The sequence below is a fragment of the Micromonospora sp. NPDC051296 genome, assembly GCF_040682255.1.
GTDB classification, from domain to species: domain Bacteria; phylum Actinomycetota; class Actinomycetes; order Mycobacteriales; family Micromonosporaceae; genus Micromonospora; species Micromonospora craterilacus.
In genome coordinates, this window is sequence record NZ_JBFBAO010000124.1 from 1 (window position 1) to 16612 (window position 16612).

The following is a 16612-nucleotide window of genomic DNA, read 5'->3' on the forward strand; positions in this document are numbered from 1 at the left end:
CTCACAACCGATCGAGTGGACCGCGTCGTAGATGGCAACGTGCATCATGGCGCCCGCTCGGGCCAGTGGCCCTGGCGCCCCGCCCACCTCTCGGTAGGCGCGCAGGAGGACATCGTTCCAGAAGAGCACATGGTCGGCCGGCGGCGTGGCCGCTGCGGGTTGCGGAGCCACGAAGACGGCGCCGACGGCTGACATGGTCGCGATGAGCAGGCCGCCGAGTGCGCGCCTGAACCGATTGGTGGACAACTCAACCTCCAGCGATCGTTCCACGGTCGGGGGTGGCGGTGATCGTCGGGCGAGGCACTACGGTTTTCCTATCGGTTCGCTATCCGGCGCACCCGAGGTGCTGCAATCCGGTTGCCCTGGTGCGCGTTTGGCGTATTGACCGAATCAGATTAGTTCCGGGTATATCGCCCCCGATCGACCGGCCCTCACCAGGCCCGAGGGGGCTGGTTGTGACGCATGCCACAGGCGAGGATCAATGTGTGCCGGTTCGTTCGGCGGACCAAAGATTACGATGTTGGCGCAGTGGCAAAGCGGTAAACCCGATGCTGGGGCGGGCTGGCCGCCGATGTGGGCGACTTTCGACAGATGCTGGAAAGGGTTGTCGACCCATTCGACATGCTGCGGAACTACGGGGAGTAATGGGTGGCACTGTGCGCTTTAGCTGACCTGACGGAAAATAGGACAACGAGTTCTCGGCACGGTGCCGATGCCGGGCAACTGCCCGTCACGTTCCGTCTTCTCGGGCCGTTCGAGGTGTCGACACCGAAGGCGGCACCGCTCCCGGTTCCCCGGGGCCGCGCCCGGGCGCTGCTGGCGCTGCTGCTGCTCAATCCGAACGCGGTGGTGAGTGGTGACGAAATTGTCGACGGGGTGTGGGGTGAGCACCCGCCCGCGACGGTGCGTACCCAGGTGCACGTCCGGGTGTCGTTGCTGCGACGCTTCCTGGACGGGCTGGGTGATGTCTCGATAGAGACGCACCCGGCCGGCTATCGGCTGACGATCGATCCCGTGTGGATCGATCTGGCTACCTTCCTGCACCTGGCTCGGACCGGGAACCGGGCCCTGGCCGACAACCGTCCGGACGCAGCCGCGCACGCCCTGCACCGAGCCCTCGCCCTGTGGCGGGGAGCCGCACTGGGCGGCGTACGAGCCCCGTTTGCCTCCTCCGCCGCGGTTCAACTCGAGGAGCAGTGGCTGACCGCCCACGGCAACCGGGTCGACGCAGACCTTGAGCTCGGCCGCCACCAGGAACTCATCCCCGAACTGCGTGCCCTGCTGATGCAACGCCCACTTCTGGAGATCGCCAGGGCACAACTCATCACCGCGATGCACCGAGCCGGCCGGCGGGCCGATGCGCTCGCGATCTACCAGGAGGGGGCGCGGCTGCTCCGCGACGAACTGGGCGTCGACCCCGGCCCCGACCTCACCCGCGCATACTGGCAACTGATCGCCCCGAGTGACCTGCCGGCGCGTCGAGGCGGCCGTTCCGCAGACGGTGGACCGGGCTGGCCTGCCCTGCGGGCGCGGTCAGCCCCGTCGGGCGGCGAACTCGCCGGCACCCAGCCGAAACCCGCCTGGTGGCGGGTGAAGTGCGCCGCTGTCGACAAAGGGCCGGTCCCGTAGAGCTGGCCACCTCGATACACCGGGGCTCCGCGACCGGGCGTTGCCGGTGGCTGGCAGGCTTTGCGCCATGGGGAGCCTCGTCGCGCAGTTGCCCGCCCTGCTCGGTGTGCTGGTCGGCACCATCGGCACGATCGTCGCCACGTCGCTCGCCGACCGGTCGCGGTGGCGTCGGCGTCAGACGGTGCGGTGGGACGAGCGGCGGCTGGACGCGTACGCCGAGTTCGCGCGGGCGCTCAAGGAGGTGCACACCATCGCCAGCCGGTTGATCGGCGGTTACCTCGACCGGGACGAGGAACTCGCCGCGTTGGCCGAGGCCGACTTCCGGCACACGATTGCCTGGGAGAACGTCCTGCTGCTCGGCGACGGGCCGACGGTGACCGCGGCCCGGGCATGGCGGGACGCGGTCTGGGAGGTCGAGCGCCTTGCCCGTAGCCAGCAGAACCGTGACCGCCTGCCCGACCTGCTGCATCGGGCCAACGAGGCGCGGGACCAGTTCTACCACGCGGCGCGCGGCGGTCTCGGTGTCGGCGGTGGCTCGGTCGCCCAGGCTGCGTTGCTGGTGAGCAGGCTCAGGGACGGCCGTGCCTCGCATGCCGGCGCTCCAGCCGAGCGGTGATCGTCAGCCACTGGCGCGGGAACGCACGGCTCGGTTCGGCGTGCTGCGGGCCGGGCGATCCAGGCCGCGTGACACCTCGGCCGGGTGGCGGCTCAGGCCGGGCGGTTGCTCAGGCTGGAGCGAGGGGCCCAGGCCGGAGCGAGCGGCTCAGGCCGGGCGGTTGCTCAGGCCGGAGCGAGCGGCTCAGGTTCGGTGGGCGGGCTGGTCGAGGATGGCGCTGAAGCGTTCCTCGGCCAGGTCGAGCTGATCGAGGATGTGCTGCTTCACCGGTGCCGACAGGGGAGTGTCGGGGCGGGTGACCAGGTCGCGGAAGACGGGTACCAACGGGCGGTACTTGCGGGCCGACGACTCGACCTTCGGGCCGACGGAGTGGATCACGCCCACGCCGTTGTCGGTGAAGTCGGAGACCTTGATGACCCGCGCCCATGGTTCCCGGTCGAGGCTGGCGGCGACATGCTCGTGGTACTGCTCGTTGCGGTCCCGGGTCGGGTCCCACGGCGGGTTGGTGACGGCGGCGACCAGGTGGGCCACCCGGGGGCCGAACCGGTCGGCGAGCACGGCCAGGGCCGCCGCGGTCGGGTCGGGGGCGGAGGGATCGCCGGCCAGCTCGGCGGGGTGGTCCTCGACGGCGTCGTGCAGCAGCCCGGCGACGATCACGTCGAGGTCGCGTACCTGGTAGTGGTGCATCATCCGGATCGCGACCCGGAGCAGGTGGTTGAGGTAGGGCTCCCGGGACCGCCGGTCGTCGTGGTGCAGCTTGGCGGCCAGGTCCAGCGCCTCGCCGAGGCGGCGCCGACCGTCGGCGTCGAACGCCTCGCTCTCCAGCCGGAACCGCTCCCGCAGGCCGACCTCGCCGTGGATTTCGGTGATCGCGTGCATCGGCATGGTGGCCAGGTACGGCGGCAGTTCCATGCGTTTCTTATATCCGATCTTCACCACCGGTAGGGGACCCGGCTGTGCGCCGGAGCCGCCATCACTGCGACTGTCGGGAGTTTCCTGACGAGCCGTCGTCTGTCGCGGTCTCGCCGTCTGGTGGCGGTGCTGCCTCGGCCGGCTCCGCGTACGGTCGCTGCTTCGGGATGTCGCCCGATGCGGCCGGTCCGAAGAGGTCGCTGTCGTGCAGCGCCGCACGGAACTGGTCTTCGAGCCGCCGCAGGGCGGCCCTCTGCTCGGCCAGCAGGCTTTCCACCTCCCCGGTCAGCTTCCCGTCCGTCTGCTGTCCGTTGGCGGCGAGGCGGCCGGCGAGATTCTCCAGGATCGTCACCACCTGCCGGCTGAGCTGCTCGGCGCGCTCCGCCCGGCGCTTCCGTACGTCGTACTCGCTGTCGATCCTGATCAGCTGTTCCCAGTAGGGCATGGTGAGCGCCCGGACGCGTTCATCGGGCCGGACCCGAATCCGGACCACACACTCGACCGGCCCGTCGTCGTGCGGGTAGCGCCACGGGCCCTCGGCGCGGAGCAACCCCTGCAGGGTCGCCTCCAGTTCGGCGGTGCGGTGTGGTGGGAGCCGGCTGGCGTGCGCCGCCGCGAGGTGCGCCACCCGCACCGTGACGTGCGGCATGAAGTAACGCGCGTAGCTGGTCAGCGCGTCCCACGGGAGGCGATCGGACGACCAGGTGACGAAGGCGTCGACGGCGAAGGTGAAGACACCGCCCTGCGCGGAGACCCGGATCGGTGCCGGCGTCTCATGGCGTTCGGTGCGATGGCGGGGTGCGGTTGACGTTCGTACGACCGACGCCCGGCCGGACTCCTCCTCCTGGAGCGCGTCGGCCATACGTGTCCAGAGCTGGACCACCCGGCGCCAGAACCGGACCACGCCAACCAGCAGCGCCGCTACCCATTCGCTCAGTCGTCGCCACCGGTCGGCGGAGGCCGCCTCCCGAGCGGAGGTGGCGGTCGCTTCAGGGGTGGCGGCGTGGGTCGCCTCGCCTTGCTCGGCGGGCGGCGGACCTTCGTCGGCCGCTCCGGCATCTTGGCGCATTCCTCACGATAACCGAGCTATGACCGATTCGTTCGCAGGCCGGTCCGGGCGGCGAGGTGCAGCTTGGTGGCCAGGTACCGCGGCAGCTGCATGCGTCTCTTAGACCCGATCCGCCGAGGACCGGTCGGCCGGACGCGCCCCCTGAGCTCCTTGGCTGCTCGGCCCCGCCGCATAGGATCTGCACATGCAGGAAGGCCGGTGGACGACGATCACCCCGTCGCAGTTCGCGCACGAGCGGGAGGCCCTGGCCTACGTGCAGGTGCTGCTGCCGGACACCGAGCCCTACCGCGCCTGGTCGAATTTCACCTTCACCGCGCAGACGGGACACCCGTACGAGGTCGACCTGCTCGTCGCTGCGCCGGGCGGGCTCTATCTGATCGAGATCAAGAGCTGGAACGGCCGCCTCACCTCCAGCGGGTCCAACTGGCTCCTGCACGGCCCCAGTGGTACCCGCACCTTCGACAATCCTCTCCACCTGGCCGACGCCAAGGCCAAGAAGCTGAAGTCGCTGCTGCAGGTCGCGGCGGGGCAGCGCAAGGGACCACGAGTCAAGGTTCCGTTCGTGCAGGCAGCGGTGTTCCTGTCCAAGCCCGGCCTGCACATCGGTCTCTCCGACCACCATCTGCACGGCATCTACGGCCCGGACCCGGCGACCGGCTGCGAGCCCGGCCCGCTGCCGACCATCGGTTCGCTCCTGCAGCGTCCACCGCAGGACGAGAAGTACCGGGTCACCAAGGAGGTATCCGGGGCGCTGCCCGACCTGCTCGGCGCGGTCGGCATCGCCCGCAGCCGCAAGCACTACCAGGTCGGCTCGTGGGAGTTGGAGACCCGGCCGTTCGACCTCGGCCCCACCTGGCAGGACCACCACGCCCGCCACCGCGACCTGGAGCGGGAACACCGCCGCATCCGCATCTACCTGGTCGAGCGCAACGCCGTGCAGGCCGAGCGGGCAAGCATCGAACGCGCTGCCAAGCGCGAGATGACGGTTCTGCACGGCATCAACCACCCGGGCATCGTCCGGGTGGACTCGATGGAGTCGCACGAGGCCGGGCCGGCTCTGATCTTTCGGCACGACCCGAGGTCGATGCGGCTGGACCACTACATTGCCCAGTACGGCGAGAAGCTCGATCCACTCACCCGCCTGGCGATGATCCGTCAGCTCGCCGAGGCGGTGGCGTACGCCCACGGCCGGCGCCTGCATCATCGTGCCCTTTCCGCCCGCAGCATCATGGTTGCGCCGGGGCGGAAGCGTCGGGGCGGCAGCGACGAGGACGCGTGGCTGGTCCCGCAGGTGCAGATCAGCGACTGGCAGGCGGCCACACGGGCTGCCGAGTCGGTCGGGGGCAGCAGCGCGGACCCGGTCACCCTCTCCTCGCACGCCTCCTCGCACATCGAGTTGTCGGCCGAGGCGTACCTGGCCCCGGAGTTGACCGCCCCCCGGCCGGACCCGGTCGCGATGGACGTCTTCGGGCTCGGTGTACTGGCGTACCTGATCCTCACCGGGCAGCCGCCAGCGGCGAAGCGGCAGGAGTTGCTGTCCCGGATCGCCCGCGACAATGGCCTGCGCCCGTCGTCGGTGGCCGACGGGATCACCGAGTTCGCCGACGAGCTGATCCAGGCCGCCACTGCCCCGATTCCCGCCCAGCGTCTCACCACCGTCGCCGACTTCGTCGAGATGCTTCAGGTGGTCGAGGAGGAGCTGACCGCCCCGCCGCCGGCCTCCGTGCATCCGGCGGCAGAACCGGAGGAAGTCGACCCGCTTGAGGCCCGCGGCGGCGAGCGGGTCGCCGAATGGACGCTGAAAAAGCGGTTGGGCACCGGGTCGACCTGCCGGGCCTTCCTCGCCCACAACGAGCGCACCGGCAAGGAGGAGGTGCTCAAGGTCGGCCTCTCCGACGAGAAGGGCGCTCGTCTCGCCCACGAGGCCCGGGTACTCCGGCCGCTGACCGACTCCCGGGTGATCCGGCTGGCCCGCCCGGAGCCGCTGCAGATCGCCGGCCGTACGGTGATCGTCCTCGAACACGCCGGTGAGCTGACGCTGGCCCGCAAGCTCCGCGACGACGGCCGGCTCACCGTCGACGAGTTGGAGACCTACAGCGACTACCTGTTCGGCGCCCTCGACTACCTGGAGGGCGAGGGTGTCTACCACCGCGACATCAAGCCGGACAACATCGCAATCCGGGTACGCCCCAACCGCACCCGCCAGTTGGTGCTTTTCGACTTCTCCCTGGCCGGTGTCTCCGTCAAGGAGTTGGCCGCCGGCACCCCGCGCTACCTCGACCCGTTCCTCGGCACGGCCAGCCGGCAGGTCTACGACAAGCACGCCGAGTGGTACGCCGTCGCGGTAACCCTGCACGAGATGGCGTCGGGAGAGCTGCCGGTCTGGGGCGACGGCGGCACCGAGCCGCAGCTCACCGAGGGCCCGCCGGTGCTGGCCGCCGAGGCGTTCGACCCGGCGATCCGCGACGGCCTGGTGGAGTTCTTCCACGAGGCGCTGCACCGCGACCACCGTCGCCGGTTCGCCTCTCTGAAGGACCTGCGTGACGCCTGGCAGCAGGTGTTCCGCCGTTCCGACGCGAGCACCCCGGTCGGCACCGACCACCCGGAGATCGAGACCGAGGAGCCGGACGAGGAAGCCGCCGAGAAGGCGCGCGAGGAGGCCGCCGGCAAGGCCAGCCGCGCCACCGTCCTGGAGGCCGCCGGGCTCACCCCCCGGGCGGTCTCCGCCGCGCACCGGGTGGACGCCAGCACCGTCGGCGAGCTGCTGGCCGTAGGCAACAACACGTTCGCCACGTTGCCCGGCCTCGGTGCGAAGACGCGAAAGGAGTTGCAGCGCCGGGTCAAGGAGTGGCGTACCCGGCTGGGGGAGCGGGAGACCGTGCCCACCTCGGCAGCGGCCCGCAAGGCGGCCACCGTCGAGGTCGCCAGCGAGACCGCCGCGCCGGGCGGCGACACCGATTTGGTACGTGTCGGCCTCGACGCGATCGCCACCCTGCTCGTGCCGGGCAACAATGGCCGCAACGCCGCCGAGGTGGAGGCCACCCGGCTACTGCTGAACCTGCCGGATACCACCGGCACGCTGCCCGCGTTGCAGCTCTGGCCGCAACAGCCACAGGTCGCCGCCGCTGTCGGGGTCAGCCCCGGCAGGATCGCGCAAGTCCTCGGCAAACAGCGCAAGCGGTGGCACGACCTGCCGGTGGTGGGCAGCGTGCGTACCCAGGTCATCGAGCTGTTGCGCGACGGCGGGCGGGTGATGGGCGTGGCCGAACTGGCTGCGGCGCTACTCGTCAGCCGCGGCTCGGTGCGCACCGGAGACGAGCTGCGGCTCGCGGTGGCGGTCGCCGCCGTGCGGGCGGCGGTCGAGGTCGACGCACTCGAGGAGGAGCCGCGTCTGCTGCTGCGCCGGCACGGCCGTGCCGACATCGACGGCAAGCCGCACCCGCACGGCGACCGGCTGCTCGTGGCGCTCGAAGCGGGCGAGGACGACGCCCCGGACACTCCGGCCGCACCGGCCCTGCTCGACTACGCCGACGCGCTCGGCAAGGCCGCCGACAAGCTCGCCGCCAGCGAGGTGCTGCCCAGCGCGGCGACGGTGCTGCGTACCCTCGCGGCGGTGACCGCGCCCGGCGGCGCGGCCGACGCGATCGACGACCGGCGACGGGTGCTGCTCGCCGCCGTGGCGTCGGAGCGGGCCGCCGCGACCGCCCGGCTGGAGTTGTACCCGCGCAACCTCGACCCGGTCCGCGCGCTGCGGCTCGCCCAGGCCGGCGTGTTGCCACCGGCGACGAGGCCGGAGGGGCAGCGGGGCCTGGCCCCGGAGCAGGTCGTCCAGCGGGTGAGCGCCCGGTTCCCCGAACTGGCGGCGCCGCTGCCGCCGCACCCGAAGCTGGACCAGCTGCTCGCCGAGGCCGGTTTCGACCTGCGCTGGAATCGCGACCGCTACGTCCCGCCACCGCCGCGTGCCGGCTCGTCGTCGATGTCGATCGTCCAACGTCGCCCCTCGGCGACGAACGCACCGAGCCGCTGGGCAGCCGAGTCCCCGGAGCTGGCGGCCGCGATGCGGGCCGAGGAGCGGCTGACCGGCGCCAGGTCCGCCGGGGGATTCCGCGCGCTGACGGTACGCCTCAACCGCTACGCGCTGGCCCGCGAAGAGCTGGCCCGGCGCTTCGACGCCCGGCCGGTCAACGTGGCGGCGGTGTTCCTGCGCGAGTTGCGCGGCCTGGTCGACGCCCGCCCGAAGCCCACCTGGGAGACGGTGCTGGGCGCGGACGTCGCCGAGGCGGGCTCCCGGAGCGCCATCAAGCTCGGCGAGTACGTCGAGCAGGCGTGGCACCTGGCGGCTCCCACGCTGCGAGCATCTTTGTCGCCGAGCGACGGGCCGGTGCTGCTGCACGACGCGGCAGTGCTGGCGCGCTACCGGGCGATGGAGTGGCTCCACGAGTTGGCAGACGCGGCGCGCGGAGGGGCGGGGGAGCTGTGGCTGCTCTGCCCGATGGAGGACCCGGGAACATTGCCCAAGCTGGACGGTGCGGTGGTGCCGGTGGGCGACAACGAATGGATCGCCCTACCGGACGCCTGGGCCGTCAACGCCCACCGCAGCTCTGTCAGCGCGTGACAGCTCCCCTGAGCGTGCAGCTCCTGATCGTGGCAGTGTGGCTGCCCGACACGCCGACGCGGGGACAGCCACACTGCCACGATGAGACACACACCTTGAGGGACCGGGACGCGAGCTTGGCGGGCCATAGCAGATGGTGGCGGGTTATGGGGATTGTCCACAGCGGGTTCGTCGTCCACAGGTGCGGCGCTTCGTCGTTGCGGGACCATAACGGCGGGCGGCACGGTCGGTGGCGTGGATGCGGTGTTGGCAGAACTGGTGGAGCGCGGTCGAGGGCTGGTGACCCGATCCATCGTCGAGCAGGTCGTGCCCGAGTGGATCCTGCAACGGGCATGCACCAACGGTGAACTGGTACGGGTCCTCCCCGAGGTGTTCGCGGCAGCGCATCTTCTTGACGAACGGGGCAACCGCGCGGCCACCCCGCCGCTCACCCGGATCGGCCCCGCCCTCGGCCGCCGAGCGATCACTGCCTGGGTACGCGGGCGCGGCGCACTCAGCCACCTCACTGCTCTCGACGTCTGGCGGCTGCGCCAACAACTGCCTGGTGACCTGCTGCACGTGAGCACACCGGCCACCAGCGGCCTGCGAAACTGGCCCGGAGTCCGGGTCCACCGCCGACGTCACCTCACCCTCGCCCCACCGTCGGTGGTGATACGACAAGGGCTACCGGTGACCACCATCGAGCGAGCCCTGGTCGACTGCTGGCTCATGCTTCCCCCGGCCGAGCAACGGGCGCCGATGATCAGGGCGGTCAACGACCGGCTGACCACTCCTGAGCGGTTGCGGGCCGTACTCGTCGACACGGCGCGGGTGGCTGGCCGAGTTGCGCTGCATACGCTGCTGACCCGGCTGGCCGAGGGCTGTCGCAGCCCGCTGGAGATCTGGGGACACGAACAAATCTTCACCGGCCCGGGAATGCCGGCGTTCCAGCGGCAGGTGCAGGTCCGGGTCGGCTTGCGCAACGCTTACCTCGACCTCTACGCCGAGCCGGAACGCGTCAACATCGAACTCGACGGCGCCACCACCCACGGTGACCCACGACAGCGCGAAATCGACCTGCGCCGCGATGCACAACTGGCCGCCCTCGGCATCCTGGTCGTCCGCTTCGCCCATCGTCGGCTCGTTGGTGAGCCGGACGCTGTACGGCGGGAAACCCTCGCCATCCTGGCCAGCCGTCGGCCCCGGTGATCCCGAGCACGACACCTTTGATGCGATCGGCGGATGCCCCTGTCTCATCGGTTGTTCCCCCCGTCGCTCCGGTCGGTCACCATGTTCACCCGATTTCTGGTGGCCGGGCCGGTGTGGCGAAGGAGGAACGCGGATGCGTATCGCGGGAACGGTGTCATTGGACTCGGTTATGGACGAGTTGCGGACCAGACGGAGGGTGTTCCACTCGGAGGCTGACTTCCAGCACGCGTTCGCTTGGGCGGTTCACCGGATCGACGAAGCCGTATCAGTTCGACTGGAGATGCGGCAGGAGAGGGCCGAGTACCTGGACCTGCTCTGCTGTGGCCCGAACGGACGCACCGCGATCGAGTTCAAGTATTTCACGGCCCACTGGGTCGGCACCGACTCCTGTCTGGACGAGCAGTTCCACCTGCGTGGGCATGCGGCCACCGATCTGGCTCGACGCAACTTCGTCTTCGACATCGAGAGGCTGGAGCGGTTCTGCCGCTCCACCGTCACGCCAACGAACGGCCTCGCGATCCTTCTGACGAACGACCGCAGGCTGTGGGATCCACCGCCGCACAAGCGGACCACCAGGGACCAGGAGTTCCGTGTCCACGACGGCAGGCGGCTCACCGGCACTCTCCGGTGGGGTCGCGACGGAAGCCACCATCTGCCGAACCAACGCGACCTGACCGGTGACTACGTGCTCAGTTGGCGGGACTACACGGACCAGCCCGGGAGCAATGGCCGCTTTCGATGGCTGGGTGTGCCCGTCAACGACCTCGACGCACCGGCGGTGCTCGCACCGGGCGCTACGGGCTGAGTCCGATGCTCGCGGACAAAGCGTCCCGCCTCGCCAGTGACCCGGCTGCGACCACTCGCCGGATCGAGGGTCTCCGTCGCTACCTGACGGCGAACGTTCTCGCCGAGTCGGGCGCCTGCGTGTGCCGTAATCTCGGCCGGTGCAGGCGCAGTGCCCTTCGCGACCGGGCCGGCGCGTCACGGCCAAACGCCGCCTTCGCCGCCGGTCAGCTCTCCCACGTGGGCCGGCACTATGATCTCCGGCTTGGTGACCGTCCGCTGCGCATCCTGGTCATCGCCATGGAGACCGGCCGACCCCGCGAGGGCGTGAGCTTGGACGAGCGGCACGCCGAGGTGATGACCTCTGCCGCAACCGCCTTCCCCTCCCGGAACCAGCACATGAAGGGCGTCGCCAGCGCGCTGCGGCTCGCGGTGGGTCGAGATCCGGGTCCGGACCGAAACGGGGAACTGCTTCGCCTTTCCGGCCGGCTCCGGTCCGTGCATCTGTTCGACGCCTACGCCATGGCGAACCTGCGCCTGTGCTCGGCCACCGTGGCCGGCAGCGCGAAGTCGCTGGGGAACCCGACCATGAGCCGCAACTGCCTGCCACACCTGTCAGCGACCGTACGGATTCTCGAACCGACGTTGTGCATCGTGCAGGGAGTCGAGGTCCACCGGACCCTCACCTCGGTGATGAGTAACCGCCGTCGGCTCGGATCGCACCTCGAACGTGCACGAATCGCTGGAGTGGACACGCTGGTCGCCGCCTTCACCCACCCGTCGGCGATGCGCCTCACCGACCACTGGGGGCGACTCACCTCGGTGCCGTACCTGCACGGGACGGTCGTGCCGACACTCCGCGCGGCCCACCAGCTTCACCGCGCCGGCTGACCTGGCGAGGGGGAGTGGGTGCGGAGGCGGGCTGGAGGCCGGCGAGTTGGACGTAGATCTCGCGTTTGGCGGTGGCGTTGCCGCGCCGGTCGATGACGTACCCGGACAGCCAGATCCAGCCGTCGTACGTCGGCCGGTCGCTGACCGAGACGACGCGCAGGGTCAGTGCCCGGTTTCCGGCGAACTGCACCGAGGCGCGACCGTCGATCCAGAGTAGGTCGCCGGGGGCCGGGCGTGCGGTCACCAGCGGCTCTGGTTTGGTGGTCGGCAGTGCCGGGCGTGCATGGACTGCCAGTCGCGCAGTGCCCGCTTGAGCCGCTCGTTCTCCTGGGCGAGCGTGCGGATCTGCTGGTGCAGGTCGGCCAACTCGTCGGCGACCGTGGTCTGGAACTCGCGTACCTGATCGGGGTCGACCCCACGGCGACGCGGGGCGAACGTGCGGGTTCGTAGCTCGTGTGGGGTCAACCTGGCCGGGCGGCCGGTCCCGTAGGGCTGGCCACCTCGATACACCTGGGCCACGACGGTCCTTTCCTGAGGGCAGTCTGGAGCGCGGAGAGTCGGTGCGGTGGTGCGTGGAAGGGCGGGCCGTGCGTGGCCGGTGTCCGCACGGCCCGCCCGCTCGGCCGCCGCAGCCCGATCGGCGGTACGACGACAGAGCAGCTCACTGGGTCGGGACGGGCACGCGCACCCGCCCCGACCAGGGGGAACGCCTCTACTCCTCGTTGCCACGCAAGGGGAGAGGCGTGACTCAACTTAGCTGTCCCAGTCATCGGAGTCAAACGGTGAGTTGTTGTGGAGTGTCGTTGCGTGATCGAATTGGCGTGCCACGCAAGGGGAAGGTCATGCCAATCACCGCCGACTACATCCGCATCGCCGACGAGATCGTTGCCGACATCAGAGCCAACCGGCTCAAGCCGGAGGACAGGCTGCCCTCGATTGCGCAGCTTGCCGCGAAGTACAAGGTCAGTCCGTCAACGGTCAAGCAGGTCTATGTGCGGCTGGAAGCCCTCCGGGTGATCTGGCGGCACCAGGGCAAGGGTGTCTTCGTGAACGATCCCAAGCTCTGGATGCGGGAGCCGTAGGTAGCGGCTCGGCGACGGAAACGGGCCTTACGGGTGCCCCGTCCCGTGAGCGGGACGACTAGAGTCGTCGCGTGGTCGACCGGAAACTGCTCTTGTCGGACCTGCAGAAGCAGGTCAAGAACCTGGAGAAGGACCTGCGTGAGCAGGCCGAGACGGTCGTGGAGGTGCGCTCCCGGCTGCGTGGCGAATACAACCACGCCTTCAAGGTCGGCCGTACCGCCGCGACCTGGACAGCCTGGCGCGACGAGCGGGTGACACAGGTCGCCGTGGCCTGGGTGCTCGGCACCGTCTTCGTCCGCTTCTGCGAGGACAACGGCCTGCTGCCCGACCCCTACCTGGCCGGGCCGGGCGACCGCCTGGTGCTGGCCGAGGAAGCCGAGGCCCAGTTCTTCCGCGACCGGCCGGAGGAGACCCTGCGCGGCTGGATGGAACAGGGCTTCGACGCCATCGCCAGCACTCAGGCAGGGAAGTCACTCTTCGACAAGCGGCACAACCCGCTCTACCAGATCCCGCTCTCCCACGACGAGGCGAAGAACCTGATCGCCTTCTGGCGTCGGCGCAGCGAAACCGGCGACCTGGTGCACGACTTCACCGACCCCGAGTGGGACACCCGCTTCCTCGGCGACATCTACCAGGATCTCTCCGAAGCGGCCCGCAAGACCTACGCCCTGCTCCAGACCCCCGAGTTCGTCGAAGAGTTCATCCTCGACCTCACGCTGACCCCGGCGATCGAAGAGTTCGGCCACGACGTGGTCAAGATGATCGACCCCACCTGCGGCTCGGGCCACTTCGTCCTCGGCGCGTTCGAGCGACTACTGAAGGAGTGGGAGCAACACGCCCCCAACCGCGACCCCCACGAGCGAGTACGCCTCGCCCTCGACGCCGTCCACGGCGTCGACATCAACCCCTTCGCCGTAGCCATCGCCCGCTTCCGCCTCCTCGTAGCCGCCCTCCGCGCCAGCAACGTCAAGACGCTCGCCGACTCGGCCGGCTACACCCTCCCGCTGCACCTCGCCGTTGGCGACTCCCTACTGAAGCGCCGCCAGGACACGCTTCCCGGGATCGACGCAGAAGCGGACGCGATGGTCGAGTTCACCTACGCGACTGAGGACGTGCGGGAACACCCCAGCATTCTGAGTCCCGGCCGCTATCACGTCGTGGTGGGCAACCCGCCCTACATCACCGTCAAGGACAAGGGCCTCAACGACGCATACCGCGAGATGTACCCGGCCTGCTCCGGCAAGTACGCCCTGTCGGTGCCCTTCGCGCAGCGCTTCTTCCAACTCGCCAAGCCCGGCGACGGGGACGGCAAGGGTGCCGGGCAGGTCGGCCAGATCACCGCCAACTCGTTTATGAAGCGCGAGTTCGGCAAGAAGATGATCGAAAAACTGTTCGCCCTCGACGTCAACCTGACCCACGTCATCGACACCTCCGGCGCTTACATCCCCGGCCACGGTACCCCGACCGTCATCCTGGTTGGCCGCAACACCAATCGCGGCCGAGCCGGTACCATTCGCACGGTCATGGGCATCCGCGGGGAACCAAGCGCGCCCGCTGACCCACGCGAGGGTTTCGTCTGGCGGGCCATTGTCGGTCAAGTCGGCCGTCCCGGTTCCGAAAGCCAGTGGGTCGGCGTCGCCGACACCCCACGCACCGATCTCGCAGCCTTTCCCTGGAGTCTGAGCGGCGGCGGCGCAGGCGACTTGATGCAAGCAATCGAGACGGCCGGCACTGCCAGACTCGGCCCGAAGCTGTTTCGAGTGGGCTTCTACGGCGTTATGGGAGCCGACGAAGCCATGACGGCTCCGCCCGCTGCCTTCCACCGCAACAACGTCGAGGACGATCAGCATCGTCGGCTGGTACTCGGCGACGAGGAGCGTGACTGGGTCACGCTCGACGGCGATCACGCCTTCCACCCCTATGGCCAGAGTCGAAATCTGCTCCCGCTGGCGGCCATGCCTGGTCACGCAAAGCGGCTGTGGCCATACCGAACGGACTTGGGAAATCGCGCTACATTTTCCCGTGGTACCTACTTTGGTGATGGTCGGTCCTGGTTCGAATGGCATCAGATCCCCAAGGACGAACGAGCTCATAATTGGTCGATTGCCTTCGCGTTCGTGGCAACTCACAACCACTTCGTGCTAGATCGAGGTGGAAAGGTATTCGGACGTACTGCCCCCCTAATTAAGTTGCGGGAGGGGGCATCGGAAGACGATCACCTGGGGCTTATCGGATTGCTCAACACTTCAACCGGATGCTTCTGGATAAAGCGGGTTAGCTTCGATCGAGGCAACGGAGGAATCGGTGGCGGAATCGCTAGTGAGGACTGGGAGAAGTTTTACGAGTTCACGGGTACCAAGTTGCAGGAGTTTCCGCTGCCTTCGGCGTACCCGCTGGAACTTGCTCGGGAGATTGATGGGCTGGCGGGGCGGCTTGCTGGGGTGAGTCCGGCGGCGGTGGCGGGGTCTGGGGTGCCGACGCGGGAGCGGCTGGATGCCGCCGCCTATGAGTGGCACATCACCCGGGGGCAGATGATCTGCTTGCAGGAGGAGTTGGACTGGCAGGTCTACTCGCTCTACGGGCTGTTGGACGAGGACCTGACCGCGCCGGAGAGCGTCCGGCCGCCGATGCTGTCGCTGGGGCAGCGGGCGTTCGAGATCGTGCTCGCTCGGAAGATGCGCGACGAGGGGTTGGAGACGCAGTGGTTTGCGCGGCACTCCTCGACGCCGATCACAGAGCTGCCGGCGGGCTGGTCAGACGAGTACAAGGCGATCGTGCAGCGGCGGATCGCGGTCATCGAGGGCAACCGCAACATCGGGTTGATCGAGCGGCCGGAGTGCAAGCGGCGGTGGGCCACCGACGGCTGGGACAAGATGCAGGCCAAGGCGCTGCGGGACTGGCTGCTGGACCGGTGCGAGGCGCGGGAGCTGTGGTATCACCACGTCGACGGCCTGGAGCAGCCGCGCCCGCTGACCACCGCGCAGCTCGCCGACGAATTGCGCCGCGACCCCGACGTGCTCGCCGTCGCCGAGCTGTACGCGCCCGGTCAGGATCTCGGCAAGGTCATCGCCGACCTGGTCGCTGACGAGCACGTGCCGCACCTGGCGGCGCTGCGCTACAAGGACTCCGGCCTGAGCAAGCGCGCCGACTGGGAGCAGGTGTGGGACCTGCAACGGGCCGAGGACGCGCTGCCCGACGAGGCGGCGAAGCGGGAGTTCCGCAAGCAGATCCCGGTGCCGCCGAAGTACACCTCGGCGGACTTCGCCAAGGCCGGCTACTGGAAGCATCGGGGCAAGCTCGACGTACCCAAGGAACGCTTTGTGTCGTACCCGGGTGCCAGCCGCGACGGTGACCCGTCGCTGCTGGTCGGCTGGGCCGGCTGGGACCACCGCGAGCAGGCCCAGGCCCTCGCCACCCTGATCGTCGCCCGCGAACAGGAGGACGGCTGGGCTCCCGACCGGCTGCTGCCGCTGGTCGCGGGGCTGCGCGAGATCCTTCCCTGGGTACGCCAGTGGCACGGCGAGTTCGACCAGGAGTGGGGTGCCTCGCCGGCCGAGATCTATGCCGGCTTCCTCGCCGAGACGACCAACCGCCTCCACCTCACCGACGAGGCGCTGACGTCGTGGCGTCCGCCCAAGGCCACCCGGGGCCGGAAGGCGAAGCAGTGAGTACGTCGTTGACTGCCCCTGCCCGCACCGTCAGGAGATGACGATGGACGACGACATTCAGCTCATCAGTGACGGCGACGGGTTGGCCGTCATCGGCGATCCAGTGGCTGTCGAACGCTTCCTCGTCTCCGAGGGGCTGCCGTCGAAGGATCTCGGGCT

Annotated in this window: 11 protein-coding genes and 1 pseudogene; 8 read left to right on the plus strand and 4 right to left on the minus strand. The window is 69.4% G+C overall.

All coding sequences use genetic code 11. The features are described from left to right. Positions 1-270 (minus strand): annotated as a pseudogene (locus tag AB0M52_RS15390) (hypothetical protein); the annotation flags it as partial. Between the two features lie 378 nt (positions 271-648). Between AB0M52_RS15390 and AB0M52_RS15395 the strand changes: the two are divergent. Further along, the gene (locus AB0M52_RS15395) at positions 649-1629 is read left to right on the plus strand and encodes an AfsR/SARP family transcriptional regulator (RefSeq protein ID WP_363953616.1); all 981 of its coding nucleotides are present in this window, start codon (positions 649-651) and stop codon (positions 1627-1629) included. 67 nt (positions 1630-1696) lie between these two features. Next, positions 1697-2245: a hypothetical protein gene (locus AB0M52_RS15400; protein WP_363953618.1), complete on the plus strand. Its 549-nt coding sequence runs from the start codon at positions 1697-1699 to the stop codon at positions 2243-2245. A 183-nt stretch (positions 2246-2428) separates the two neighbouring features. Here AB0M52_RS15400 and AB0M52_RS15405 read toward each other — a convergent pair whose 3' ends face one another. Both AB0M52_RS15405 and AB0M52_RS15410 read right to left on the minus strand, forming a co-directional pair. Further along, positions 2429-3157: an HD domain-containing protein gene (locus AB0M52_RS15405; RefSeq protein ID WP_363953635.1), complete on the minus strand. Its 729-nt coding sequence runs from the start codon at positions 3155-3157 to the stop codon at positions 2429-2431. A 61-nt stretch (positions 3158-3218) separates the two neighbouring features. Beyond that, a complete protein-coding gene (locus tag AB0M52_RS15410) occupies positions 3219-4226 on the minus strand; it encodes a hypothetical protein (protein ID WP_363953620.1) in 1008 nt (335 codons plus the stop codon). Between the two features lie 184 nt (positions 4227-4410). On the opposite strand from AB0M52_RS15410, the gene pglW reads away from it, so the two are divergent. From pglW to AB0M52_RS15430, 4 genes are all read left to right on the plus strand, one after another. Next, complete coding sequence (gene pglW, locus AB0M52_RS15415; RefSeq protein WP_363953622.1) at positions 4411-8841, plus strand: BREX system serine/threonine kinase PglW; 4431 nt, start codon at positions 4411-4413, stop codon at positions 8839-8841. A gap of 234 nt (positions 8842-9075) precedes the next feature. Then, positions 9076-10029 carry a DUF559 domain-containing protein gene (locus tag AB0M52_RS15420; RefSeq protein ID WP_363953624.1) on the plus strand — a complete coding sequence of 318 codons (954 nt, stop codon included), beginning with the start codon at positions 9076-9078 and terminating at the stop codon, positions 10027-10029. Positions 10030-10162: 133 nt separating this feature from the next. Next, positions 10163-10834, plus strand: a complete 672-nt coding sequence (locus AB0M52_RS15425) for a hypothetical protein (protein ID WP_363953626.1) — start codon at positions 10163-10165, stop codon at positions 10832-10834. Positions 10835-10839: 5 nt separating this feature from the next. Further along, complete coding sequence (locus tag AB0M52_RS15430; RefSeq protein ID WP_363953628.1) at positions 10840-11703, plus strand: hypothetical protein; 864 nt, start codon at positions 10840-10842, stop codon at positions 11701-11703. 240 nt (positions 11704-11943) lie between these two features. On the opposite strand, the gene AB0M52_RS15435 is transcribed toward AB0M52_RS15430, so the two are convergent. Continuing rightward, positions 11944-12222, minus strand: coding sequence for a DivIVA domain-containing protein (locus AB0M52_RS15435; RefSeq protein WP_363953629.1), 279 nt, complete (start codon positions 12220-12222; stop codon positions 11944-11946). Positions 12223-12545: 323 nt separating this feature from the next. Between AB0M52_RS15435 and AB0M52_RS15440 the strand changes: the two genes are divergently transcribed. Together AB0M52_RS15440 and pglX are read left to right on the plus strand one after the other, a co-directional pair. Beyond that, positions 12546-12785, plus strand: coding sequence for a winged helix-turn-helix domain-containing protein (locus AB0M52_RS15440; RefSeq protein WP_363953631.1), 240 nt, complete (start codon positions 12546-12548; stop codon positions 12783-12785). Between the two features lie 71 nt (positions 12786-12856). Beyond that, entirely contained in the window at positions 12857-16453 is a 3597-nt protein-coding gene (gene pglX / locus AB0M52_RS15445; RefSeq protein WP_363953633.1) for a BREX-2 system adenine-specific DNA-methyltransferase PglX, read from the plus strand. Positions 16454-16612 lie beyond the last annotated feature (159 nt).